General features: G+C 63.7%; 25 protein-coding genes and 1 pseudogene. 15 read left to right on the plus strand and 11 right to left on the minus strand.

The features are described from left to right. Positions 1–14: 14 nt before the first annotated feature. From RT282_RS14620 to RT282_RS14640, 5 genes are all read right to left on the minus strand, one after another. Positions 15–1,616 (minus strand): hypothetical protein, encoded by a 1,602-nt coding sequence (locus RT282_RS14620; RefSeq protein WP_291329306.1) that lies wholly within the window; start codon positions 1,614–1,616, stop codon positions 15–17. 1 nt (position 1,617) lies between these two features. Beyond that, on the minus strand, positions 1,618–2,766 hold the full coding sequence (locus RT282_RS14625; RefSeq protein WP_069106183.1) for a tyrosine-type recombinase/integrase: 1,149 nt from the start codon (positions 2,764–2,766) through the stop codon (positions 1,618–1,620). Continuing rightward, entirely contained in the window at positions 2,763–3,059 is a 297-nt protein-coding gene (locus RT282_RS14630) for a hypothetical protein (protein ID WP_291329309.1), read from the minus strand. The genes RT282_RS14625 and RT282_RS14630 overlap by 4 nt, the downstream gene beginning before the upstream one ends. Positions 3,060–3,140: 81 nt before the next feature. Further along, positions 3,141–3,635: an SOS response-associated peptidase family protein gene (locus tag RT282_RS14635; RefSeq protein WP_313315417.1), complete on the minus strand. Its 495-nt coding sequence runs from the start codon at positions 3,633–3,635 to the stop codon at positions 3,141–3,143. A 12-nt stretch (positions 3,636–3,647) separates the two neighbouring features. Continuing rightward, the gene (locus tag RT282_RS14640; RefSeq protein ID WP_313315420.1) at positions 3,648–3,998 is read right to left on the minus strand and encodes a hypothetical protein; all 351 of its coding nucleotides are present in this window, start codon (positions 3,996–3,998) and stop codon (positions 3,648–3,650) included. Positions 3,999–4,250: 252 nt separating this feature from the next. Between RT282_RS14640 and RT282_RS14645 the strand changes: the two genes are divergently transcribed. Next, positions 4,251–4,469 (plus strand): type II toxin-antitoxin system VapB family antitoxin, encoded by a 219-nt coding sequence (locus RT282_RS14645; protein ID WP_313315422.1) that lies wholly within the window; start codon positions 4,251–4,253, stop codon positions 4,467–4,469. A 1-nt stretch (position 4,470) separates the two neighbouring features. After that, the gene (locus RT282_RS14650) at positions 4,471–5,412 is read left to right on the plus strand and encodes a DNA/RNA non-specific endonuclease (protein WP_313315425.1); all 942 of its coding nucleotides are present in this window, start codon (positions 4,471–4,473) and stop codon (positions 5,410–5,412) included. 19 nt (positions 5,413–5,431) lie between these two features. Here RT282_RS14650 and RT282_RS14655 read toward each other — a convergent pair whose 3' ends face one another. From RT282_RS14655 to RT282_RS14665, 3 genes are all read right to left on the minus strand, one after another. Next, positions 5,432–5,758, minus strand: a complete 327-nt coding sequence (locus tag RT282_RS14655; RefSeq protein ID WP_313315427.1) for a hypothetical protein — start codon at positions 5,756–5,758, stop codon at positions 5,432–5,434. Beyond that, positions 5,755–5,943: a hypothetical protein gene (locus tag RT282_RS14660; RefSeq protein WP_313315430.1), complete on the minus strand. Its 189-nt coding sequence runs from the start codon at positions 5,941–5,943 to the stop codon at positions 5,755–5,757. The genes RT282_RS14655 and RT282_RS14660 overlap by 4 nt, the downstream gene beginning before the upstream one ends. 90 nt (positions 5,944–6,033) lie before the next feature. Then, a protein-coding gene (locus RT282_RS14665) for an IS3 family transposase (RefSeq protein ID WP_313315433.1) occupies positions 6,034–7,184 on the minus strand; the annotation gives its coding sequence in 2 pieces (ribosomal slippage) (positions 6,034–6,938 and positions 6,938–7,184; 1,152 coding nt in all). 55 nt (positions 7,185–7,239) lie between these two features. Here RT282_RS14665 and RT282_RS14670 point away from each other — a divergent pair. Continuing rightward, positions 7,240–7,733, plus strand: a pseudogene (locus tag RT282_RS14670) (IS3 family transposase); the annotation flags it as partial. Positions 7,734–7,904: 171 nt separating this feature from the next. Here RT282_RS14670 and RT282_RS14675 read toward each other — a convergent pair. Continuing rightward, positions 7,905–8,600, minus strand: coding sequence for a TetR/AcrR family transcriptional regulator (locus RT282_RS14675; protein ID WP_313315436.1), 696 nt, complete (start codon positions 8,598–8,600; stop codon positions 7,905–7,907). A 222-nt stretch (positions 8,601–8,822) separates the two neighbouring features. Between RT282_RS14675 and RT282_RS14680 the strand changes: the two genes are divergently transcribed. Genes RT282_RS14680 through RT282_RS14735 form a run of 12 tightly spaced genes read left to right on the plus strand, consistent with a single transcriptional unit; the run spans position 8,823 to position 21,174 of the window. Next, positions 8,823–10,388: an AMP-binding protein gene (locus tag RT282_RS14680; RefSeq protein WP_313315438.1), complete on the plus strand. Its 1,566-nt coding sequence runs from the start codon at positions 8,823–8,825 to the stop codon at positions 10,386–10,388. A 34-nt stretch (positions 10,389–10,422) separates the two neighbouring features. Then, on the plus strand, positions 10,423–11,610 hold the full coding sequence (locus RT282_RS14685) for a lipid-transfer protein (protein WP_313315439.1): 1,188 nt from the start codon (positions 10,423–10,425) through the stop codon (positions 11,608–11,610). A gap of 10 nt (positions 11,611–11,620) precedes the next feature. Beyond that, the gene (locus RT282_RS14690) at positions 11,621–12,430 is read left to right on the plus strand and encodes an SDR family NAD(P)-dependent oxidoreductase (protein ID WP_313315441.1); all 810 of its coding nucleotides are present in this window, start codon (positions 11,621–11,623) and stop codon (positions 12,428–12,430) included. A 37-nt stretch (positions 12,431–12,467) separates the two neighbouring features. After that, positions 12,468–13,664 (plus strand): ABC transporter substrate-binding protein, encoded by a 1,197-nt coding sequence (locus tag RT282_RS14695; protein WP_313315443.1) that lies wholly within the window; start codon positions 12,468–12,470, stop codon positions 13,662–13,664. 50 nt (positions 13,665–13,714) lie between these two features. Continuing rightward, positions 13,715–14,572: a branched-chain amino acid ABC transporter permease gene (locus tag RT282_RS14700; protein WP_313315445.1), complete on the plus strand. Its 858-nt coding sequence runs from the start codon at positions 13,715–13,717 to the stop codon at positions 14,570–14,572. Continuing rightward, positions 14,569–15,531 carry a branched-chain amino acid ABC transporter permease gene (locus RT282_RS14705; RefSeq protein WP_313315448.1) on the plus strand — a complete coding sequence of 321 codons (963 nt, stop codon included), beginning with the start codon at positions 14,569–14,571 and terminating at the stop codon, positions 15,529–15,531. Before RT282_RS14700 ends, RT282_RS14705 begins: the two co-directional genes overlap by 4 nt. Beyond that, positions 15,528–16,280, plus strand: a complete 753-nt coding sequence (locus RT282_RS14710) for an ABC transporter ATP-binding protein (RefSeq protein WP_313315451.1) — start codon at positions 15,528–15,530, stop codon at positions 16,278–16,280. Before RT282_RS14705 ends, RT282_RS14710 begins: the two co-directional genes overlap by 4 nt. Next, positions 16,277–16,984 carry an ABC transporter ATP-binding protein gene (locus RT282_RS14715; protein ID WP_313315454.1) on the plus strand — a complete coding sequence of 236 codons (708 nt, stop codon included), beginning with the start codon at positions 16,277–16,279 and terminating at the stop codon, positions 16,982–16,984. Before RT282_RS14710 ends, RT282_RS14715 begins: the two co-directional genes overlap by 4 nt. Before the next feature lie 41 nt (positions 16,985–17,025). Further along, complete coding sequence (locus tag RT282_RS14720) at positions 17,026–17,619, plus strand: carboxymuconolactone decarboxylase family protein (RefSeq protein WP_313315456.1); 594 nt, start codon at positions 17,026–17,028, stop codon at positions 17,617–17,619. Between the two features lie 45 nt (positions 17,620–17,664). Then, positions 17,665–19,266: an AMP-binding protein gene (locus RT282_RS14725; RefSeq protein WP_313315459.1), complete on the plus strand. Its 1,602-nt coding sequence runs from the start codon at positions 17,665–17,667 to the stop codon at positions 19,264–19,266. Between the two features lie 15 nt (positions 19,267–19,281). Continuing rightward, positions 19,282–20,115, plus strand: a complete 834-nt coding sequence (locus tag RT282_RS14730) for an SDR family NAD(P)-dependent oxidoreductase (RefSeq protein WP_313315461.1) — start codon at positions 19,282–19,284, stop codon at positions 20,113–20,115. A gap of 9 nt (positions 20,116–20,124) precedes the next feature. Further along, positions 20,125–21,174, plus strand: coding sequence for an MBL fold metallo-hydrolase (locus RT282_RS14735; RefSeq protein ID WP_313315463.1), 1,050 nt, complete (start codon positions 20,125–20,127; stop codon positions 21,172–21,174). A 147-nt stretch (positions 21,175–21,321) separates the two neighbouring features. Here RT282_RS14735 and RT282_RS14740 read toward each other — a convergent pair whose 3' ends face one another. Then, a complete protein-coding gene (locus RT282_RS14740) occupies positions 21,322–21,576 on the minus strand; it encodes a hypothetical protein (protein ID WP_313315465.1) in 255 nt (84 codons plus the stop codon). A gap of 71 nt (positions 21,577–21,647) precedes the next feature. Further along, complete coding sequence (locus tag RT282_RS14745; RefSeq protein WP_313315468.1) at positions 21,648–22,817, minus strand: hypothetical protein; 1,170 nt, start codon at positions 22,815–22,817, stop codon at positions 21,648–21,650. Positions 22,818–22,918 lie beyond the last annotated feature (101 nt).

Genomic DNA, 22,918 nt, shown 5'->3' on the forward strand with positions numbered 1-22,918 from the left:
ATGGTTGTGCGTGGCTAGGCAAGTGCGCCTCCCGAGATGCGGTACCGACTCCAGAATTTCAGAGGCTTGCTGCGGGCGGCCTCTCTGGACTGGGTCACCAGTTCCTCATCGAATTTGTCCATGGTGAACAGGTCAATTTGAGTGCGTATGAGCGTGAAGTATTCAGCCCATTCGCGGGACCTCGTGTTCCTGCTCTCGGCTTCCAGGAACCAGTAGAAGCTGAAGAGGCGGTGCAGGTCTTCACTGGTGCCGACCACGGTGTAGCTGCGACAGCTGAAGCAGCTCAAGAAATCGATGCAGTGCGTGCCGTCCTTGGGTGCCCGGTCGCCGTGAAGGCTGTCCTTGCAGCGCCCAGTTGGTGTGCGCTCCAGTGGCGGTGGCGTAGGCCCTTTTGCCGTGCGGTATGTGTCGGGCAAGGCCTCGCCCACGAAGACAGCGTTCGACCTCATCTCGTCGGTGACCGACAGGTAGCTCTGGTCAGCGACCTTGGGGTCGTGGCCCATGATGGCCGCCACCGTGAACAGGTCGCCATTGCTCAAACGCCACAGCCTGTTCTCCATCGTCTTGCGCAGGCGGGAGGCATTCAGAGCGAGCCGCCGGCCGTTGTCACCGAGAAGGCCGTGCCGGCTCACGAAGCCGGCGACGTTGTAGCCGAGTACCGATCCATCCAGTTTGGTCAGCGTACCCCAGTGGGCCTTGGCTTGCGCCTGGTAAAGCCAAACGCTGTCCTTGAGCTCCGCTGGGGCGATGGCCACCAGTGGCTCGGTGCGTTTGAGCAGATGCTCGAAGAGCGCGACGCCGTCCATGGGGATCGACGTGGGCACCTCGACGCTGCGCGTATATCGAAGGGCCTTGATCTGGGTGGCATTCCCCCGTCCTTTGAACGCCTCGATCAGGCGCATGCGCGGCATGAACGGATGCGGCTTCAGGCAGTCCCGCTTGAGTTCCAGCAGTGGCGTGGTGTTCAGGCCGGTTCGCATCGCGAGCGCCAAGGCATACACCGTCAGGGCTTGTCCGTTGGAGGCATTGAACGTCCCGTTGTGCAACGCGATGACGTCAGCTCGCAAGGCATCTGCCAGCCTGACTCGTTCGGCCTGAGACAGCGGAGTCTGGCCCTTTTTCTTGCTGTTGATCGAGGGGAAGGGGTTGGCCGGGAACAGGCCGTCCTGCGGTTCGATCACGCGCCGGTCGATCAACCCTTGTAGAACTGACTTAGTGTGGCTGTAGGCATTCTTCTGTGAGACCTCGCTACCGGGGCCTCTGCCAGCTTTCAGCCAGGCAACGTATTGGTCCAGCTGCCTACGGTCCAACCCAGCGGGACCGGCCAAGGCGCCTTCGGTCGCGAGATAGTCGAAGAAGTATCTCAGCGCCTTGCCGTAGGAGACGACTGAGGACGGCGCTACGGTTTTGGCTTGAATGAAGGCGCGCAGCTGCAGCGAGCAGCTGACCACCCATTCGTCAATACCCTTGCCCAGCCACTCGCCCAGGTCGATCTTGTGAGTACTGGTGGGGTTTTTGGGGAGCGCGACTTCCGCTGATGCTGGCTCCGTCGCTTCTGGACGCCCCGGTATCGCTACTGGATCTGCGGCCTTGAAGTTTTTCCTTTGTCGGCCCATGCTATCCCTCGATCCCGAACAGCGCATCGATTTCGTCTTCCCACAGCAGAACGAGTTGCGCCCCCAATTGATTGATTAGATGCAGGTAGATCGAAGTGGTGCTCACGCTGCTGTGACCCATCCGATCCCGCACGTAGAGCAATGGCTCTCCGTCGAAGCCGACCTTCCGCAGCTTCCACAGCGTGTACGTTCCATAGGTGTGCCGAAGCATATGGGGGCGCACCCTGAAGCCCACGCGCTTCTCCAGGGCCACGAAGATGTCGGTGAGGGCTGTGTCTCCATAAGGGGTCCCGTTCTGAGTGAGGAACAAAGACGTGCTGGTTGCGCCGGCACCAGCCGCCCGCTGACGTGATTTGCGGTGTCGCGCGGCATACCACCAAAGGTCTTCCATCAGGTCATAAGGGACGTCGATAGCGCGCGGCTTGTCATACTTGAGCTTCATGTCCTTGTTGCTCAAAGGTAAGCGGATCATTTGGCCCTGCACCAAGTCGCGCCGTCTGGCCGGGTCGAACAGGTACTTGACCGGGAAGGTCCTGCATTCGATCTGGCGCAATCCGCAGCGGACCATGAGCTCGAACATCATGCGGTGGGTTATGTTGCTCAGGACACCGAGGCACACCAGCACCTGTTCCATCGTGAGGAATTTAATTGGCGCCGACTTCTGAGACAGCATCGCACTGGGCACCTCGACCAGGTTCGCTGACGCGTCCACGTGCGCCAGGAACCCCGGTGTGCGCGCTACGCGGACGACCTGATAGCGGAAGGGCAATTGCTTGATGAAACCCATTTGCTGGGCCCATCGGTAGAACCGAGCAATCAGACGCAGCCTGGCGTTGATCGTGACCGAATCAAGACCGATCTCCCCCTTGGACCAGTCGCGATACCAGTCCACGACGCTCGGCATGCCTCTCGAGGGGACGGTCTGCCAATCCAGTTCGTTGGCGTCGAGAAACGCGAAGTAGTCGTAGATGTCCCGGCCATACTTGGCCCAGGTCAGTGGACTCTGCGCCCTCCCATTGGTTGTGAGCACGTCCCACAGGAAGCTTTGCGCGGGCTCCACGGCCGTGCCGTCTCTATGGACCAGCAGAGGGAAGCCCACGAAGGCGCGACCCTGCACGACTAGGCTTTCGTCCGAGAGAAACAACCTCACAGCCCGCGTTCCACCAGGAACGCCGCGGCGGGCTTGAAGTGGCAGCCATTGAGGTGCATCACCAGATCCACGGCACCGCCCCCACCACGGTTGGCCCGGGCATCCCAGAATTTCGGCCCGGTCAACAGCAGCTCGAACTCGCTCTGTCCGACTCGGGCCTGCCACCGCGTAGTCGCCGCATTTTTCGCCGGCACAAACGAACTGTCCTCCTTTGCGTAGTCCGCGACAGCAATAAGTACCTGGCTTGCATCCAGCTGTTGCCAGCGGTCGAGCACCTTGTTATCCACACGCATTGTCCCTCCCCCGGACCCCCTCCCGCTACTCGCCTCAAAGAGGCAATTCGGGGAAACCGGGGAATCTAGCAGGCGGGACAGCTAAGTAACGTGAGACCCCCCTAAGATCATCGTATAGCTCTCGTGCACCTCGCCCGTCGCCTTGTCGGTCCAGGTGTTCCACAGGCCCGCCAGGCCCCATGGATCGCCGTCCTCGCGCCAAAACCGCCACCACACGTTGTGGCCGCTCTCCCAGTTGGGCTCATCGAACGAGCTGGCCGGGATGATGCAGCGCTGGCCACGCGCCCAGGGCAGCTTGTACGAGGCCTTCTGCGACAGCTCTTCGCTGCGCGCGTTGTTGGTGCTGTACGGGAGTTTGGGTTCCTTGGCAAACCAGGGAATCAGGCCCCACTGGCCTGCGACCAGCTCACGCGCTCCCGTGCTGGCTCGATCCTGCCCGCCGCGCGCGCTGCGAATGAACGCGCCCTGGCGCCGTGGCGCGACGATCTCGTCCCACCAGCGGTTGGGCTGGTCGCGCCCCACGCGCCAGGCGCGCTCGATCTCGCGCTCAGTGGGTGACTCGTAGCGGTTGCACATCGTGCGCTGCTCCTACTGCGGCCAGGACAGGCCCCAGGCCTCGCAGATGGCCAGCACGCGCTCTCGGCCCCTGGGCACCAGGGTGTACAGATCCGCGCGTCCCCATCGCAGCGCGTCCAGGCACACGAGCATGTCGTCGCTGATGGGCACGTCCAGCGCCCGCAGATCGAACAAGTCGAAGGGGAAGGTCTGGCCGTCGAAGGTCGAGGCGACGAAGTGCGCAACGATGCGTGGCTGGCCACTGTTGCCCGCCTCGGCCAGGTGCAGCAGCCGCTCGTATGCCTGGGCCGCGCCCGCTTGCGCACGCTGCGCACGCGCTTGCCACTCGCGGTCCTGCTGCTTGATGTCGTCCCAGTTGCTCATCGCCTGCGCCCCTTGCAAAAGCTGCGGCCATTGTGCCCTGGGCCAGGCGCTGGAGTTGTCCACAAAAACCGTGGGTAACCCGCCCAGCCGCGCCGCGGCGGCCCGCGTCAGAACTGGCCTACGCTGGGTTGCCTAAAAATGCGGCAGCGACACCAGGGCGTGACGCTTGCAAGAAGGCTGGCGGCACGGCCATCCTTTCTCAGGCGACCCCTGCAGATCGACGGCTGCACCCGAAACAAGGTAGAAGGCCTCATGCAAGTGACCGTGACGCTCGAAGATGCGCTCTACCAAGAGGCGCTTTCCCTGGCGGATCCTGGCACCAACGCGGCCGACCTGGTGCAGGAGGCGTTGCGCACGTTCGTGCGCGTGCAAGCGGCCAGACGGCTGGCAGCCCTGGGCGGCCAAGCTGGGCAGATGCAGGACATTTCCCGGCGAGCAAACGACGCATCGCGTTCAGCAGCACAAGGGTGAGATGAACGCAGCAGGTGACCACCCGCGCGACAATGCCAGCTGCTCCATGCCCAAGAAAAAGAAGTCTTCCCGCTCGCGCCGCGCCTCGCGCATTCCGTCCTTTCGCCGCCTGCTGGTGCTGTCGTTCAGCGCCGCGCTTGTCGCGCTGCAGGCCAGCAGCTGCGGGTTTCATCCCACGCTGCCCGGGGGTGGCCAGGGCGCGCCCACGTCGCCCGCTTCCAGGCCAGCGCCCGCCCCTGGTCCTGCACCCGCGCCGGCACCCCTACCTGCTGGCCAGCAGGTGCACACGCGCTTTGCCGAGTGCCCGCAGTTCTTCGCCCCTGGTGGCATGCCGATCGTGCCTGGCCAGCGCGCCCTGCGTGAGCTGTGCTTCGACAGCTTTGCCGTGCTGCACAGCGGCAGCACGCGCACGCCCGTGCTAGTGGCCGAGCGGCTGAGCCGTGCAGTGCTGCAGCAAGGCAAGGGCCTGAAGCGCTCCGATCGGTTCTTTGCCGATGCCAGACTGCCTGCGGCCGAGCGCGCGCAGCTGGAGGACTATCGCGGCTCGGGCTACTCCAGAGGGCACATGGCCCCTGCCGGCGACATGCCCACGGCCGCTGCCATGGCGCAGAGCTTCTCGCTTGCGAACATGGTCCCCCAGGACCAGCAGCACAACGCCGGGGCCTGGGCCAAGATCGAGGCCGACACGCGCTCCTACGCCATGCGCGCGGCAGGCGACGTGTACGTGATCACGGGACCAGTGTTCGACGCCAATCCGACGCGCATTGGCGGCGGCCGGGTCGCAGTGCCCTCGCACCTGTTCAAGCTCGTGTACGACCCCGGCACCCGCAAGGCCTGGGCGCATTGGCAGCAAAACGCGCCGGGTACACGGCCTGGCCCGCCCATCAGCTACGACGAGCTCGTGCGCCGCACCGACATGCAGCTGCTGCCGGCGCTGCGCTAGCGCGCGGCAGCGGCGCCTGTCAGGGCTGCGCTTGTGCCAGCGGCGCATCACCAAAGAACGCCCCGTGCAGCTCGTGCAATGACACGCCTTCGCGCTCGGCCAGCGCTTTGAGCTTAGCGATCGCCTCGCGCTTGCGCTGCTCGCCTGCGATCGCATGCACCAGCGGTGCCAGGGCCTGGCCCGCTTGCTCGGGTTGCTGTAGCACGATGTGCATCAGGTCGATGAACGAGCGAGCACCGGCCGCGCGCACCATCGTCTGCAGGCTTGCCCGCTGCGCGCGCGCCAGCGGCACCGTCGCACGGTAGGTGCCAGACTGCTGGGAGTGCATATTCACGCGACTGCTCATCGCCGAGCCTTGCGGCCAGGCAGGTTCCACACGGGGCGCAGCTGGGCAATCAGCTGCCGCTCGGCCTGCACCAGGGCCTCGTCCTCAGGCAGCCCATCGTGCAAGCCCAGCGTGCCCGCGCAGCAGCGGCGCAGCTCCTGCAGGGACGTGAAGCGCAGCGCAAACGGGCCTTGGCCCTCATGCAAGCCACGGGCAATGTGAAACACACAGCCGCCGCTTTTGATGGAGTGCGTCCAGTAGTGCGTGGCGGGTCCTCCTGAATCGCCCCGGATTCCCTAGACACTTTTGAGCCGTTGGGAATGGCGTCGTTCGAACTCAACCGGGGGAGTATCTCCGGCAGTGGCGTGGCGCCGCTTTGGGTTGTAGAACATCTCGATGTAGTTGAAGACGTCGGCCTTGGCGGCATCGCGCGTTAGATAGATCTGGCGGCGGATACGTTCGCGCTTGAGCAACTGGAAGAAACTCTCGGCCACGGCGTTGTCGTGGCAGTTGCCCCGGCGGCTCATGCTGGAGATCAGCTTGTGGTCGCGTAGGAAGTCCTGCCAGTCATGCCCAGTGAATTGACTGCCTTGGTCCGAATGCACCGTGACTGGCTGCTCGGGTCGACGACGCCACAAGGCCATTACCAGCGCATCGAGCACCAGCCCGGTATCGATGCGGCTACCCATTGACCAGCCGACCACCTGACGCGAGAACAGATCGACCACCACGGCCAGGTACAGCCAGCCCTCATGGGTGCGGATGTAGGTGATATCAGTCACCCAGGATTGATTGGGCTGCGCCACGGTGAACTGGCGCTGCAGGTGGTTGGGCGCGACGACCGCGGGCTTGCCACCACGCATGCCAGGGCGACGGCGGTAGCCGGTCTGCGAGCGCAGTCCTTCGAGTTTGAGCAATCGGGCCACGCGGTGCTTGCCGCAGGACTCGCCTAGATCGCGCATGTCCAGGGTGAGCTTGCGGTAGCCGTACACGCCGCCGCTCTCCAACCACGCGTGCTTGAGCAGGCCCAGCACCCGTTGATCGTCCTGGGCACGTGGGCTCACCGGATCGGCCTTCCAGGCGTAGTAGCCGCTGGGGTGCACCGTCATGATCTTGCACATGCGGCGCACGCTGTGCTCGTGTTCATGGCGCTTGATGAATGCGTACTTCACCCGGACTGCTTGGCAAAGTACGCTGCGGCCTTTTTTAAGATGTCGCGCTCCTCGGTCACACGCTTGAGCTCAGCCTTCAGGCGGCGCATCTCGTCGGCTTGCGAGCACTGCGCTTGGCGCTGGTCAGGCGACATCTGCTTGACTTTGATCCATTGATACAGACTGTGCTGGCTGATGCCAAGCCTGGCCGACACATCGGCCACCTTGTGGCCTCGTTCGGTGATCTGCTTGACCGCTTCGATCTTGAATTCTTCGGGGTATCTCTGCTTGCTCATGGCACCTCCTATTGGGCCTCAGGTTTGAGGCTCAGAGGTGTCTAGAAAACCCGGGGCGATTCAACCGAACCAGAAGTGGGTGGCCGACTTCACCTACATTTGGACGGCCGTAGGCTGGCTATACGTGGCAGCGGTGTTGGACCTTTACTCGCGTCGCATCGGGGGCTGGTCGACCCAAGAGAGCATGACCTCGCAGCTCGTGGTGGACGCATTGAAGATGGCAGTGTGGGCCGGGGCAAGCCGGTAGCACTGCTTCATCACTCGAACCAGGGCAGTCAATACACCAGTGCGCAAATCCAGCAACTGCTGCGCGAGCAAGGCATTACCTGCAGCATGAGCAGAGCCGGCGAGGTCTGGGACAACTCGGCGATGGAGAGCTTCGTCAGTTCAATGAAGACTGAGTGCATCGCTAGGCGGGTGTACCGCAGCAGGGGGCAAGCTCGGGCCGATGTGTTCGACTACATCGAGCGGCTCTACAACCTGATGCGCCGGCATTCGACGCTCGGCAACGTCAGTCCCGTGCAGTTCGAACAAGCTCAAAAAGCTTAGGTTGGAATCAACGAAACTGGCAGCAGCCCAGATCAACGGCACTGCATCTCGCACAGTAGCGCTTCACTGCCTGGACTGCCCCAGCTATCCGCAACTTACGTTGTAGCCGCCTTGACTTGAAACATCACACGCCGGCGCTTGTCGCAGCCGGTGTTGTTGTGCAGACCTTCCCTAACCGCGATTCCAGGCGGCAATCAGCATCGTGCCGACTTCATCAGGGTCTGCATCTTTCTTTGTGCCAGTGCGCTGCGAAGTGGCTCGGCTTGCCCGTGCACTCCCATGAGCCGCCTTTTGGGTGGCTGAGTCGATCAATAGCCCACCTAGCAGCACCCGGTAGAACTCTTGGAATGCGTCCTCAAGGGTGAGATTGGCCTGGGCAAGGAAGGCCGGACGGCGCAGCCTCAGTGCGGCTCCAAGAATGAGTTCGGATACGACCCGCCCGTGGCAGGGTACGAAGACGCCCTGGTGCACGCCCTCGTCGATGAGTTGGGACAGCCTCAGGGTGCGAACCTGCTGATAGTGATCGAAGATGCCTCTGGCAACTGCTGAATCTTCGACGTCCTTCAGGAACTGGACACCTATGCGACTGGCCGCCTGGACGCCTACGTCCAAGTAGGTAGCGAGTGCCGTCGTCAAATCCTGTTCACGGTGGATCAGTGCTTCACCCTGCCTCAGCACGCTGTCGAAAAAGCGTTGCACGACGGCGCAGAAGATCTCTTCCTTCGTCTGCGCAATGTCGTAGAGGCGCCGCCGCGAGCAGTGCAGCCGTGCGGCGATTTCGCCCACGGTCAGACCTTTAACCCCCGCCGTCAGGAGCAGATGGGTCAGCGCATCGAAGAACTGCTCGTCTGTGAGCTTCTTTTTCATGCGGGTTTCTCCTAGTGCGGCATGGTACCAAATCAATTGACATGGTACCAACCATGCCAGTCTAATGGTACCAATTTAAACGAAATAGTACCGCTTGAACAGCATGCATGGCGCGTCACCGAATGCAGAGGCCTCCAGCTGAACGCCGCTGCTGCAGGCATGTGGATTGTTGGCGATAGCTGTTCCACCGAACCAGATTGACTTGAACGGAGAAGCACAGCAATGAATCTGCTGGACTATTTCGATGCTGGTGTTACCAGTCATCCGGATGCACCTTGCTTCGTGGACTGCGGGCGTGATACCCCGGCCATCACCTATGCACAAGCGGGAGCGCTCACCTGCCAGATCGCACGGGGGCTACAGGCCTTGGGACTTGCACCTGGTTTTCACGGCGCAGTGCTAAGCGGCAATACCGGGGCCGCTTTCGTTGCGCTGCTGGGGGTGCTGCGCGGAGGGGGTGTCTGGCTGCCCGTCAATGCGCGCAACAGTGTGGAGACCAACATCGAGTTCCTGCAGGATATGGACTGCGACATCCTTTTCTATCAGGCCCGCTATGTCGACCAGGTCGCCGAGATCCGCGGCAAGGTCCCACGCATTCGTCACTACATAGCTCTGGAAGAGGCCGATGGGGCGGATCTGTCGATTGCTTGGTTGATCCAAGGCCAGTCACCCGAGATGTACGCGGCGCCGCTGCAGCCGCAGGGGCTGGCCATGATCATGGGTACTGGTGGCACCACGGGGCGGTCGAAGGGCGTCATGCTCAGCCACCGCAACCTCACTGCGACCATGGCCAACCATATGTCGGCCATGAACATTACCGACTGCATGACCGTGCTGGCGGCGGCACCTATCACCCACACGGCGGGGCTGGTGTCGCTGCCCTTCATGGCGCGCGGTGGCCGCGTCGTCCTGATGGACGGGATTGATCCGCAGAACCTGCTGAAGGTGATCGAACAGGAGCGGGTCAACATGCTGTTCCTGCCCCCGACAGTCATCTATACGCTGCTGGCACAGCCCAACATCCGCGATTTCGACTTTTCTGCGCTGCGCTACCTCATGTATGGCGCCGCACCCATGTCGCCTGACAAGCTGGCGGAGGCCATCGAAGTTTTCGGCCCCGTCATGCTGCAGATCTATGGCCAGGCGGAAGTGCCTGGCGCGATCTCCGTGCTCCGGGTTGAGGACCATTTCGTTGATGGGCAGATCGCGCCTCGCCATCGCCTGTTGAGCGCGGGGCGCCGCTTCCCCTTCACTCGGGTGGCCATCATGGACGAAGGCGGAAGCTTGCTTACCGAGCCGGGGGCCGTGGGCGAAATCGTCGCGCAAGGCGACATCGTCACCACGGGTTACTACAAGAACCCGGAGGCCACGGCCGAAGTGCAGCGCCACGGCTGGCATTGCACGGGCGATGTGGGCTACTTCGACGAACAGGGCTTCCTGTTCATCGTTGACCGCAAGAAAGACATGATCGTCACAGGCGGTTTCAACGTTTTCTCGTCTGAAGTTGAAGCGGCTGTCATGGCTCATCCGGCGGTGAAGGACTGCGCCGTCATCGGCGTGCCCGATGACAAGTGGGGCGAGGCCGTCATGGCGGTCGTTGAACTGCGCCCTGGCCAGTCCGTGGAGCCTCAGACGCTCATTCAGTTCGTCAAGGATCGCCTGGGCAGTGTCAAGGCGCCCAAGGAGGTCGAGATCGTCGCGCAGCTGCCGCGCAGCGCGGTGGGAAAAGTCCTAAAGAAGGAAGTCCGCAAGAAGTATTGGCACACCCAGGAACGCATGGTTTCCTGAGGCACGTTTGGTGATTCAACCCGGAGGTATCGCAATGCAAGAACCCGTTCTCGTTGCCGGTGTCGGCATGACCCCTTTCAAGAAACCCGGAGACAACCTGCCGTATCCGGAGATGGCCGCACAGGCCATCCGCGAGGCGCTGCAGGACGCGGGCCTGGCCTATTCCGACGTGCAGGACGTCTACGCGGGCTACGTCTACGGCGACTCTGCCAGTGGCCAGCGCGCTGTCTATGAGGTCGGCATGACCGGGGTGCCGGTGATCAACGTCAACAACAACTGCTCCTCCGGCTCCACGGCCCTGTACCTGGCGCGCAAGGCCGTGGCCAACGGCTCGGCGGACTGCGCCCTGGCGGTGGGCTTCGAGCAGATGCCGGCCGGAGCCCTGAAGGCGTACTGGGACGACCGGCCCGATCCGCTCGACCGTTTCAACGGGGTCATGGATGAGGTCTTCGGCCACCCCGAGTTGCCCATGGCGATCCGCTACTTCGGCGGTGCTGGCCGTGAGCACATGGAACGGTACGGCACCCCGCTGGATACCTTCGCCAGGATTCGCGCCAAAGCGAGCCGCCACGCCGCGCGCAATCCGCTGGCGCTTTTCCGAAAGGAGGTGACGGTGGAAGAAGTGCTGGCCAGTTCGCCCCTGGTGCCCGGCGCCATGACCCGCCTAATGGCCTGCCCGCCGACCTGCGGCGCTGCCGCCGCCGTCTTCGTGAGCAAGAAGTTTGCCCAGAAGATGGGGCTAGCCGCCAAAGTGCAGGTGCTGGCCCAGTCGCTGGTGTCCGACCGCCCCGGTGCGTTCGCCGACAAGTCTGCGATTTCCGTCGTGGGCTTCGACATGACGCGTGAGGCCGCCCGCCAGGTCTACGAGGCGGCGAGCGTGGGGCCGCAGGACATCGACGTGTGCGAGCTGCACGACTGTTTTGCGCAGAACGAGCTACTCAGCTATGAGGGCCTGGGTTTCTGTGCCATTGGCGAAGGGCAGGCCTTCGTCGAATCGGACAGCAACACCTATGGCGGCGCGGTTGTCGTCAACCCCTCGGGCGGGCTGCTGTCCAAGGGCCATCCGCTGGGCGCGACCGGCCTGGCGCAGTGCTACGAGCTGACCCACCAACTGCGCGGCAGCGCCGAGGCACGTCAGGTTGAGGGTGCGCGCCTGGCCCTGCAGCACAACGCGGGCTTGGGCGGGGCCACCGTGGTGACCCTGTACGGGCGCGCGGATTGAGGGCGCGGTCATGGTGAAACGCCTGGAAGGCAAGGTGGCCCTGGTTACCGGTTGTGGATCGTCGGGGCCCGGCTGGGGCAACGGCAAGGCCATGGCCGTGTTGTTTGCCCGCGAAGGGGCGAAGGTCTATGGCTGCGACATCAACCTGGACGCGGCGCGTGAGACCGAGGCGATCGTGCAGGAAGAGGGCGGGGCCATGAGCGTGGCCCAGTGCGACGTGACCGACGCCGGCGCAGTGCAGGCGCTGGTCCAGGACTGCGTCGCTACCTACGGCGACATCGACATCCTGGTGAACAACGTCGGCACCGCCCGCCTGGGGGGGGTCGTCGAGCAGAGCCTGGAGGACTGGCGCTTGGTCTTCGATCTCAATCTCACTTCCATGTTCCTGACCTGCAAGCATGCAATCCCCTCCATGCTCCGGAAAGGCCGGGGGAGCATCGTCAACATCGGCTCGGTGGCCGGCGTGCGCGACAGCGGCGTGGCTTACGTGTCCTACAGCGCCTCGAAGGCCGCGGTACTCGGGTTCTCACGCAGCGTCGCCCTGGAATACGCCAAGCGGGGTATCCGCTCGAACGTGCTGATGCCCGGTCTGATGAACACGCCCATGGTCCGCCAGCCCGTGCTGTCGCTGGCGGACGGATACCGGGAGGCGTCGCTGGAGGAGACGATGGCCAAGCGGGACCGGCAGTGCCCCATGGGCCACATGGGAGAGGCATGGGACGTGGCCACCACGGCCCTGTGGCTGGCGAGTGACGAATCCAAGTACGTCACTTCCGCCGAAATCATGGTCGATGGCGGCATATCCGCCCGCATCGGCTGACCTGGAATGCATGGTGAACAACGACAGGAGACAAATCATGGGTAGCGTTGCGAAATGGTTCAAGAAGAGCATGGTGGTCGCCGCGGCGGCGGCCATGGGGCTGGTGTCCAACGGGTACGCCCAGTCCAAGCCCGAGAAGTTCAAGATCGGCGGCGTATTGGCGCTCTCCGGCCCCTATGGGCTGCTGGGTGAGGACATGCGCCGTGGCGTGCAGATCGCCGTCGAGGAGCGCGGCGGCAAGGTGCTGGGGGTACCCATCGAAGTCACCTGGGAGGACGACGAAACCAAGCCCCAGCCAGCCGTGCAGAAGGCCACCAGGCTGATCTCCGAGGGCTCGCACATGATCTTCGGTGCGATCAGTTCCGCCTCTACGCTGGCGATCATGAACGTAACCAAGCAGCGCAAGGTGCCCCACCTCGTCACCATCTCGGCGGACGACAAGATTACTGTGCCCGGCGGCTCCCGCTACACCTTCCGCACGTCGAACACCTTGGGCATGGAAAACCGCATGGCGCTTGCATACATGCAGGACAAGAAGCTCAAGAAGGTTTACGCCGTCACCGCCGACTACCAGGCCACCCGCGACGGCTACGAGTGGATCAAGCAGCAGGCAGCTGCCAGTGGCTTCCAGATCGTAGGCGAGGACTTCCCGCCACTGGGCAACCGCGACTATTCGTCCATCGTGGACAAGATCGCCAAGTCCGACGCTGACGGCGTGCTGCTGATGCTGACAGGTTCGGACGTGGTCACGCTGCTTAAGCAAGCCGGCCAGGTGAACTTGGGCAAGAGCAAGGTGATTTTCGGCCCTGTGGCTGCCGATGAAACCATGGCGGCGGCCGTGGGGCCGGCTTCGCTGGGCGTCAATTCCGGCTTGCGCTATGACCACACCATCGACACCGCCGCCAACCGCAAGTTCGTCGAGGCCTACCGTAAGAAGTTCGGCATCTTCCCCAGCATGACGGCCGGGGAGGCCTACGACGGCATGGCGTGGTGGCTGGACACGGTGGAAAAGACCGGCTCCTGGGACAAGGAAAAGTGGGTGGATGCTTTCGCCGCCAGCGTCCGCGAGAACTCCGTGGAAGGCAAGAAGACCATGCGAGCCTGCGACCACCAGGCCCTGCAGCCAGGCTTCTGGGGCGAGGTGGTGCAGGGCACCTCACCGGCTCCTGCGCTGACGATGAAGATCACCAAGATCTTTCCCGAAGAAAAGCTGTTCGAGGCCTGCAAGAACTGAAGACCGCAGCGGGGGGGGCTGCCTCGGCCTCCCGCGCTTGGTGAATTGCTATGTCAACTATCGTGATCGGCTTGAGTCTGGGTATGCTGCTGTTTCTGCTAGCGGCAGGCCTGACGCTCATCTTCGGCATGCTGGGCGTGATCAATTTCGCCCATGGTGCCATCTACATGTTGGGCGCCTACGTCTCTTATGAAACGGGGCGTCGCACGGGCTCGTTTCTCATGGGCGTGTTGGCCGCCACGCTCTTTACAGCCCTGGCGGGCGCAGTGATCGAGAAGCTGACGCTACGCCCGCTCTATGAGCGGCCGCACTTCTACCAGCTGATCCTGACCTTCGGCCTGATCCTGATCCTGAGCGACATAGTGCGCTTCGTCTGGGGCCCTGGCTACCAGGAAGTAGCGATTCCGCCGCTGTGGAACGGCACCGTGGACATGCTGGGCAGCACCATCCCGATATACCGGCTGTTCGTGATCGGAGTCGGAGTCATCGTCTCGGCAGGGCTGTACCTGGTGCTGGAGAGGAGTACGTTCGGCATGCTCGTGCGGGCCGCCAGCAGCGATGCGGAAATGGTGCGCATCCTGGGCCTGCCGGTGGGTGCGATCCGCATGGCCGTTTTCGCCACGGGCTGCGGCCTGTCGGGCATGGCGGGTGCGATCGCGGCACCCCTGTTCCCGATCGAGCTGAGCATGGCGACTAACACCATCATTGACTGCTTCATCGTCGTGATCCTGGGAGGGCTGGGGAACATCCGGGGGGCGATCGCCGCGTCAATGCTGATCGGCATGGTGCGCGCTCTGGGTTACGTGTATCTCCCCAGCTGGGTGGACATCATGATCTTCGTGCTACTGATCGGCACTCTTTTGACGCGCCCGCAGGGTCTGTTCTACCGCGCGGCGAGGACAGCATGAAACTCTCCCTGTTCGACATCTGCTTCGGCCTGCTGCTTGCAGCGGCGGGCATCCTGCTGCCCTTCATCCACCCAGGGGAGGCTCTGATCCAACTGGTCACCCTGGCGGCCATCTGGGCGATTTTCGCCATCGGCTTCGACTTCGTCTTTGGAGCCCTGGGCATGGTGTCTTTCGGGCACGCCACATTCCTGGGGGTGGGCGGCTACGCCGTGGCCCTGGCAACGCAGAAGTACGGGCTGCCGTTCTCTGCCGGCATGGGCCTGGCCATCATCGTAGGGGCGGCGTTCGCCCTGCTGTTCAGCTTCTTCGCCCTGCGGGTGTCCGGCATCTTCTTCGCGCTGGTGACCCTGGCGCTGTCCCAGCTGATCTTCATCCTGGCCGACAGCAAGCTGCGAGGCTTCACAGGCGGGTCGGACGGCATTTCGGGTGTGGAGCGTCCCGGCTTCCTGGGTATCGATTTCTACGACTTTGTCCACTACTACTGGTTCGTGCTGGGCGTGTATTTCCTGGTCATGCTGGCGGTGATCTCGCTGCGCAGCTCGCCGTTCGGCCGCGTGATCGCAGCGATCCGTGGCAACGAGACCCGCGCCGACCAGCTGGGCTTCAACGTTAACCGCTACAAGCAGATCACCTTCGTGATCTCGGGAGGCCTGAGCGGTCTGTCAGGGGCGCTGCTGGCCTCCCTGCTGATGTACATGAACCCGCAGATGCTGCATTGGACGACCTCGGGGGACGTGATCATCATGACCCTGCTGGGCGGCTCCGGATCCCTATGGGGTGCCACCGTCGGCGTGATCGCTTTTGAGGTGCTCAAGGAGTGGCTGAGCAGCTGGACTGAATACTGGTACGGCGTGCTGGGTTTGGTGTTCATCCTCGCAACCATCTTCTTCCCGCGAGGCATCGTCGGCGAACTGGAGAAGGGCTTTGCGGCGTGCCAGAAGAACCGAGGTGCCCGATGAGCCAGGCGGCATTGCGATGCGAGGGCGTGACCGTCAACTACGGTGCCCTGAAGGCGGTCAACGACGTCAGCCATGAATTCGAGGAGGGCCGCATCTACGGCCTGATCGGACCTAACGGCGCGGGCAAGACGACGCTGCTGAACGTGCTGGCCGGACGGCAGATGCGCCATTCCGGCAAGGTGTACTGCGGCGGCCGGGAAATCAGTCAGCACCCCGCCTACGAGCGGGCCCGCATGGGCATCGGGCGCAGCTTTCAGATCATCAAGATCTTCGGTGAGATGACTGTGGCCGAAAACCTGCTGGTCGCGGCCCAGTCGCGCAGGCCGGGGTTCCAGCCCTTCTGGATGAGCCGCCACTTCGACCGGCAGTTCCGCGAGCAACTGGATGCCATCCTGGAGCTGACGGGGTTGGAGGCCCACCGCGACGACGTCGCGGGCACGCTGCCCTATGGCCTGCAACGCTCGTTGGAATTGGGCGTGACCCTGCTGCCCGATCCCCGGATCCTGCTGCTGGACGAACCACTGGCCGGCATCGGCCATCACGAGATACAGGCCGCACTGGCCCTGATCCGCAAGGCCGCGCTGGGGCGCACGGTGCTATTGATCGAGCACAACATGGACGCAGTGATGTCGCTGTCTCAGGAAATCGTGGTCATGAGCAACGGCTCGGTTATCGCGTGTGGCGCTCCCGAGGACATTCGCAAGAACGAAGCGGTGCGGTCGATTTACCTTGGGGAGGACGGGCAGTGATCGAACTCGAGAAAGTCAGCGTCAAGTACGGCCAGGCCCTCGCTCTGGAAGAAATCTCCGTGCGGATCGACTTCCACGAAATCGTCGCCATCGTCGGACGCAACGGGGCGGGCAAGACCACGCTGCTCAAGACCCTAGTCGGCCTGATGCCACTGGTGGCCGGCCGACGCCTGCTGGGCGACCAAGACATTTCAGGTCTGGGCGTTGAGGCTATTGCCAAGCTCGGCGTGGCGCTGGTGCCGGATACGCGCCGCATCTTCCCCAACCTGACGGTGCTGGAGAACCTCAAGATCGGTGCGCTGGCCCACCAGCCGGGGCACTGGACTCTTGACCGGGTGCTGGACGTCTTCCAACGCCTGCGGGAGCGGCTGAACTTCGGCGGTGACCAGCTCTCTGGCGGCGAGCAGCAAATGCTGTCCATTGGGCGGGCTCTGTTGGGTAATCCGCGCATCCTGCTGCTCGACGAACCCACCGAGGGACTGGCGCCGGTCATCGTAGACCAATTGGTCCGGGTGTTCAGCGAGGTTCATCGCCAGGGAACCGGCATCGTGCTGGTGGAGCAGAACCTCAAGGTGCCCATGAAGCTGGCCCACCGCCAGTACGTGCTTGACCACGGCCAGGTCGCCTGGTCCGGCACAGCCCAGGAGTTGGACGCGCAGCGCGTCCACGTCGAGGGCCTCCTCACGACGGGTGCAGCGGCGTGACCGCGCCGTGCCCACGCAAACCCCAAAGCCAAGGCATGCCCATGAACGCCCACGCCGCCGCGCGCATCGCGCCCCTGCATGAAAACGATCCGCGCTCCAGCGACCCCGTGCTGGAGGAACTGGTGGATTTTGTCGGCTACCGCCCGAATGCGCTACTGACCATGGCGCGCAAGCCCGGCGTGGTGCCGGCGTTGCTCCAACTGCTGGGCGTGACGCTGCGCGGCGACGGGCTGCTCACGCAGGCGCTGCGCTTTCTAATCGCTGCAGAAACTGCGCGCGGCGCGCGCTGTCGCTATACGACGACGCACCTCGTTCATGCCGCCCACCACCTGGGCGTTGGCTGGGACAAGCTGGCCGCTCTGCCGTCCTACCCGGGCGACCCCCGGTACACCGAGCAGGAGCGCAAGGCACTAGCCATCGCCACCGCAGGCGGCAGCCTGCCGGTGTGCGAACCGGGCCAGGCCATGGAGCAGGCCCGGCAGGTCTTCACCGAGGAAGAAATCGTCGAGATCGTGTCCTGCGTGGCCATGGTCGGCTGGTTCAACCGCTGGAACGGCCTGATGGGTTCGGAACTGGAGCCCGTTCCCTCGGAGGCGCTGGCCCACGTTCCCTGGCTTCAGGATCTCGAAGTCTGAGCCTGCCGCGCATCGAAATTTCCTGCAATGGAGAAAGAGAAGGCCATGTACAGCCGCATCCACGAACCCCACTCTTGCACGCTGACCGATGCTCTGCGTGAGTGGGCCTCCAGCCGCCCCGGTGCGCCCTGGCTCGAAGACAGTCATGGCAACGCACTCACCACCGGACAAGCTTTCGAAGCCAGCCAGCGGTTTGCCGGCTTCCTGCACCGGTTGGGTGTGCAGCCCGAAGAGCGCGTCGGGGTCTTCATGTCCAACAGTTGCGCCATGGTGGCAACCACGTTCGGCATCGGCTACCTGCGAGCCACGGCGGTGATGCTTAACACCGAGCTGCGCTCCTCCTTCCTGCGCCACCAGTTGAATGACTGCCAGCTGGCCATCATCGTAGTAGACGCTGCGCTGGTCGAGCACATCGCCAGTCTGACGGATGAGCTGCCCCACCTGCGCACCCTGATCGTGGTGGGCGATGCACCTGTTGCCGTGCCCGGGCGCTGGCGCCAGGTGGCCTGGACGGATAGCAGCGCTTGCGCGCCGTGGGAAGGCCCCGCGCCCCGGCCCGAGGACATCTTCTGCATCATGTACACCTCCGGGACCACTGGGCCCAGCAAGGGCGTGCTGATGCCGCACTGTCACTGCGCCGTGATCGGGCTGGGGGCGATACGCAGCCTAGAGATCACCGAGGCCGACAAGTACTACATCTGCCTGCCCTTATTCCATGCCAACGGCCTGTTCATGCAGCTGGGGGCGACGGTGCTGGCGGGCATACCGGCCTTCCTCAAGCAGCGGTTCAGCGCCAGCACTTGGCTGGCCGACATCCGCCGCAGCGGCGCGACACTGACCAACCACCTAGGCACGACGGCCATGTTCGTCATCAACCAGCCGCCCACGGAGCAGGACCGCGACCACCGCCTGCGCGCCAGCCTGAGTGCGCCCAACCCGGCCCAGCACGAGGCCGTGTTCCGCGAGCGCTTCGGCGTGAAGGACGTTTTGTCCGGATTTGGCATGACCGAGGTCGGCATTCCTATCTGGGGACGCATCGGGCATGCGGCGCCGAACGCGGCCGGCTGGGCGCACGAGGACCGGTTTGAGATCTGTATCGCCGACCCCGAAACCGATGTGCCGGTGCCGGCCGGGCAGGTCGGCGAAATCCTGGTGCGGCCCAAGGTGCCCTTTGGCTTCATGGCAGGCTACCTGAATGTCCCGGCGAAGACGGTCGAGGCTTGGCGCAACCTCTGGTTCCACACAGGTGACGCCGGAACGCGGGATGAACAGGGGCTCATTACCTTCGTGGACCGCATCAAGGACTGCATCCGCCGCCGGGGCGAAAACATCTCGGCCACCGAGGTCGAGGCTGTGGTGGGCCAACTGCCTGGTATCCACGAGGTGGCGGCCTACGCCGTTCCGGCGCAGGGCGCGGGTGGGGAGGACGAGGTGATGCTCGCCCTGGTGCCCAGCGAGGGCGCGGTGCTGGATATGGCGGACGTCGTCCGCCAGGCCAGCGCTCAGTTGCCGCGCTTTGCCAAGCCGCGTTACCTGCGCCAGATGGACAGCCTGCCCAAGACGGCGACCGGCAAGATCCAGCGTGCCGTCCTGCGTCAGCAAGGCAGCGCTGGTGCCTACGATGCGGAGGCGGTACCCGCCCGGTAAACACAGGAAAACACCATGTCGGAAAAATTGCGCGGCAAGGTGGCCGTGGTCACAGGCTCGGGCCGGGGCATCGGCCGGGCAATGGCCCTCAAGCTCGCAGGCGATGGGGCCCGGCTCGTCCTCAACGATCTCGACGACGAGCCCACCATGGCCGTGCGCGATGAAATCATGGCACTGGGCGGCGAGGCCGTCGCCTGCTGCGGCAGCGTGGCTGACGCCGGCTTCGCCGATCGGCTGATCAGCACCTGTACCGGTGCATTCGGCGGGCTGGACATCCTCATAAACAACGCGGGCTACACCTGGGACAACGTCATCCAGAAGATGAGCGACGAGCAGTGGGACGCGATGCTCGACGTGCACCTGACCGCGCCGTTCCGCATCCTGCGGGCGGCGCGGCCGGTGATCCGCGCGCTGAGCCGCGCCGACGCCGAGGCCGGCCGCCGCGTGGTGCGCAAGGTGGTCAACGTCTCCTCGGTTTCAGGCGTCTTCGGCAACGCGGGGCAGGCCAACTACTCCGCCGCCAAGGCCGGTATCGTGGGCCTGACCATGACGCTGGCCAAGGAGTGGGGTCGCCTGAACACCACCGTCAACTGCGTGGCCTACGGCCTCATCCGGACACGCATGACGGAGGCCACCGCCAATGCCGATGCCGCTATCCAGGTCGAGGGGCGCGAGATCAAGGTGGGGGTGAATGTGGACCTGATGGCTGCGATGGAGCGTGGCATCCCGCTCGGCCGGGCCGGCACGCCCGAGGAGGCCGCTGGAGCTGCTTATCTGTTCTGCATTCCCGAGTCCGACTACGTGAGCGGCCAGACGCTGCTGTGCACGGGCGGTCTCACCGGCATCTGACCCCCCGCCATGGCAAAGCCCGACACCGCCACGCTGACTTACCCGTTCGAGCCGCCCGCGCCGCGCCAAACGGTTGAGGTCGCCACTGGCGTACGCTGGATCCGGCTGTCCATGCCGTTCCGGCTCAACCACATCAATGTCTGGGCCATCGACACGCACGATGGATGGGTGCTGGTAGACACCGGCCTGAACGACCCCGCCACCGTGGCCGACTGGCTGGCCCTCATGGCGCAGGGCCCGCTGGCCCGCCCCCTGCAGGGCGTGTACGCCACGCACATGCACCCCGACCACATCGGACTGGCCGGCTGGTTCACGCGCCGCGCCGGCGTGCCGCTGCACATGAGCCGGTTGGAATACCTGAGCTGCCGCGTGATGCACGCCGACACGAACCGCGAGGCGCCGCCAGACGGCGTGCTTTTCCACCGCCGTGCGGGTTGGTCGGATGCGGCCCTCGAGAGCTACCGCAGCCGCTTCGGTAGCTTCGGCAAGCACATCCACGCGCTGCCCGAGAGCTTTCGGCGCCTGCAGGATGGCAATCTGCTGCAACTCGGCCCGCACGGCTGGCGGGTCATCACCACCGGCGGCCATTCGCCGGAGCATGCCTGCCTGTACTGCCCTGGCCTGAAACTGCTGATAGCGGGCGACCAGGTGCTGCCACGCATCTCGTCGAACGTGTCGGTGTTCGCCACCGAGCCGCAGGCTAATCCGCTCAAGGAGTGGTATGAATCGCTGGACAAGTTGGCTCGCGAGGTGCCCCCCGACGTCCTGGTGCTGCCGTCGCACAACGAACCCTTCTACGGGCTGCACGAACGCCTGGGCTCGCTGCGCGCCGGGCAGGACCGGGCGCTGGAACGGTTGCGCCAGTCGCTGTCGGACGGGCCGCAGCGCATCGTGGATGTGTTCCCCGCCTTGTTCCACCGTGCCATAGGGGAGCAGGACGGGCAGCAACTGAGCCTCGCCACGGGCGAGGCCGTGGCTTGTATGAATTACCTCATCGCGGAAAGCGCCGTAGGGTGCACCGTGGATGGGAGCGGTGTCGCATGGTATGAGCTCAAGTAGTGAAGTCGCTCTGTCTTCAGCTGCAGCTACCTCATTCATTGCGAGAGCAGTCCACGCTGTTGTTTACGACTTTACATAGGCAGTGGCCTAGCTGAGCATTGCGAACAGCCGCATGGATGCTGGGTTGGTGTTTACGACTTTAATTTTTCAGAATAGCCGGTGCGCCACCGTGATGACCTGGCCTTCGCCTGCCACTACCGCGTAGATGTCCAACTCGCGCTCCAGCAAGGGCGCAAGCGGGCCTGCATAGGACTTCAACTGCTTGCGCGCGCGCTGGTCCAAAAACACTTTCTCCGCGCCCTTGCCTGCAGGCTCAGAGACGCCAAACCTCAGCAGTAGATCGATGAGCATGGGCGGGATGCAGCGCTGTTGGCTGCGAACGGCGGCGTGGTGCGTGAGCATGGGAAAGCCTCTTGGGGAGCGGTTGCAAACAAACGAGCGGGGTGCAGCGCCCTGTTGGCGCTGCCGAGCAATCAGCGCTGTGGCTGCTGCATCAACTGGGCGAGCTCTCGCTCGTACTGCGCGGCAAGCTCACGGGAGCGAAGCGCAGCGCTTTTCAAGGCCAGCAGCGCTGCGGGCAAGTCCAGCGCATCGCCTATTTGCTCCATGAAGATGCGGTCGGCGAAGTCGCTGTCCTTCAAGTCCAGGTAAGGCACCTGCGCCGCCTCGCTCCAGCCCACCAGTCCACTGCGAATGGCGTTCAGGCGCTCGCGCACTGCTTGTGCCTGGCTGCCTGCCAGCAAGAAGTGCAGCCGCGCATCGAGCCGCGTGGCCAGCTGCTGGCAGCGGTGGAACGTCTCGTTGTACAGATCTACGGACTCGCCCGTGCGGTCAATGTTGACCAGCGGGACGTACCGGCCCTTGCTGATGAGCCACTGCTTGGCATCCTCGCGCGCAATGAACGTGTTGCGCCCGCTGGTGTGCGTCTTCAAGGCATTGGCGCGCTTGGGGTTGGCCTGCGTGCGCAAACTGGCTTCGGGCATGCCAGACAGACGCTCCATCTGCATAAACGACAACCCTTCGTGCTGCAGCGGCAGGCTCCAGTCCATGAAAGTGTCATCTTCCTGAATGCCCTCCAGCGTGGCGCGCGCCTGCGCTGTCTGGCAGACCTCCACCAGTGCCTTGACCGCTTCAAGGCACGGCGCGTAGTTGTCCATTTCGGCGACGAAGTGCGAACCTGCCAAGTCCACCAAGATGCGCGAGACCCACGATGCGTTGCCCTCGCTGTTGAGCTCGGATGCCGAGCCCTTGACCGCACCCAGATAGGCAAAGTCGTACAACTCTTCCATGGTCTGTGCCAGCGAGGATGCGGACACATGGGCGTAGCTCAAGCCCAGGCCTTGCGCGTCCTCGATGTCCAGGTCCACATCGCCAATGTATTGCCCCATGCTGTCAGGAAGGCCCAGCAGTTGGGCCATCGCTGCCGAATTGGCGCTGCTGTTGCGACCAAGGACAAACTGGATTTGCCGCACCAGCAAGACGCTGACAGTAACGACGTGCCCATGCAGCTGCTCACGGGTCAAAGGGATGGGAAAGGCTTGGGGGGTAGAAAGTTCGGTCATGGCGGCGAGTGCTAGGTTGTTCATATCAACGGCGCGATTGTGCCAGAGATCACCGCTTGTTTTTATCGTTGATACAAACAATTAGTCATGGCGAGCTTTAGCCAGCTTGGCCTTCCTTTCTATCTATTCACCCGCTCAAGATTCGCCACAGGTACAGTGGCAAAAATCCGCTCAAGTATCTA

The organism is Pulveribacter sp. (assembly GCF_032079985.1).
Taxonomy (GTDB): domain Bacteria; phylum Pseudomonadota; class Gammaproteobacteria; order Burkholderiales; family Burkholderiaceae_C; genus Melaminivora.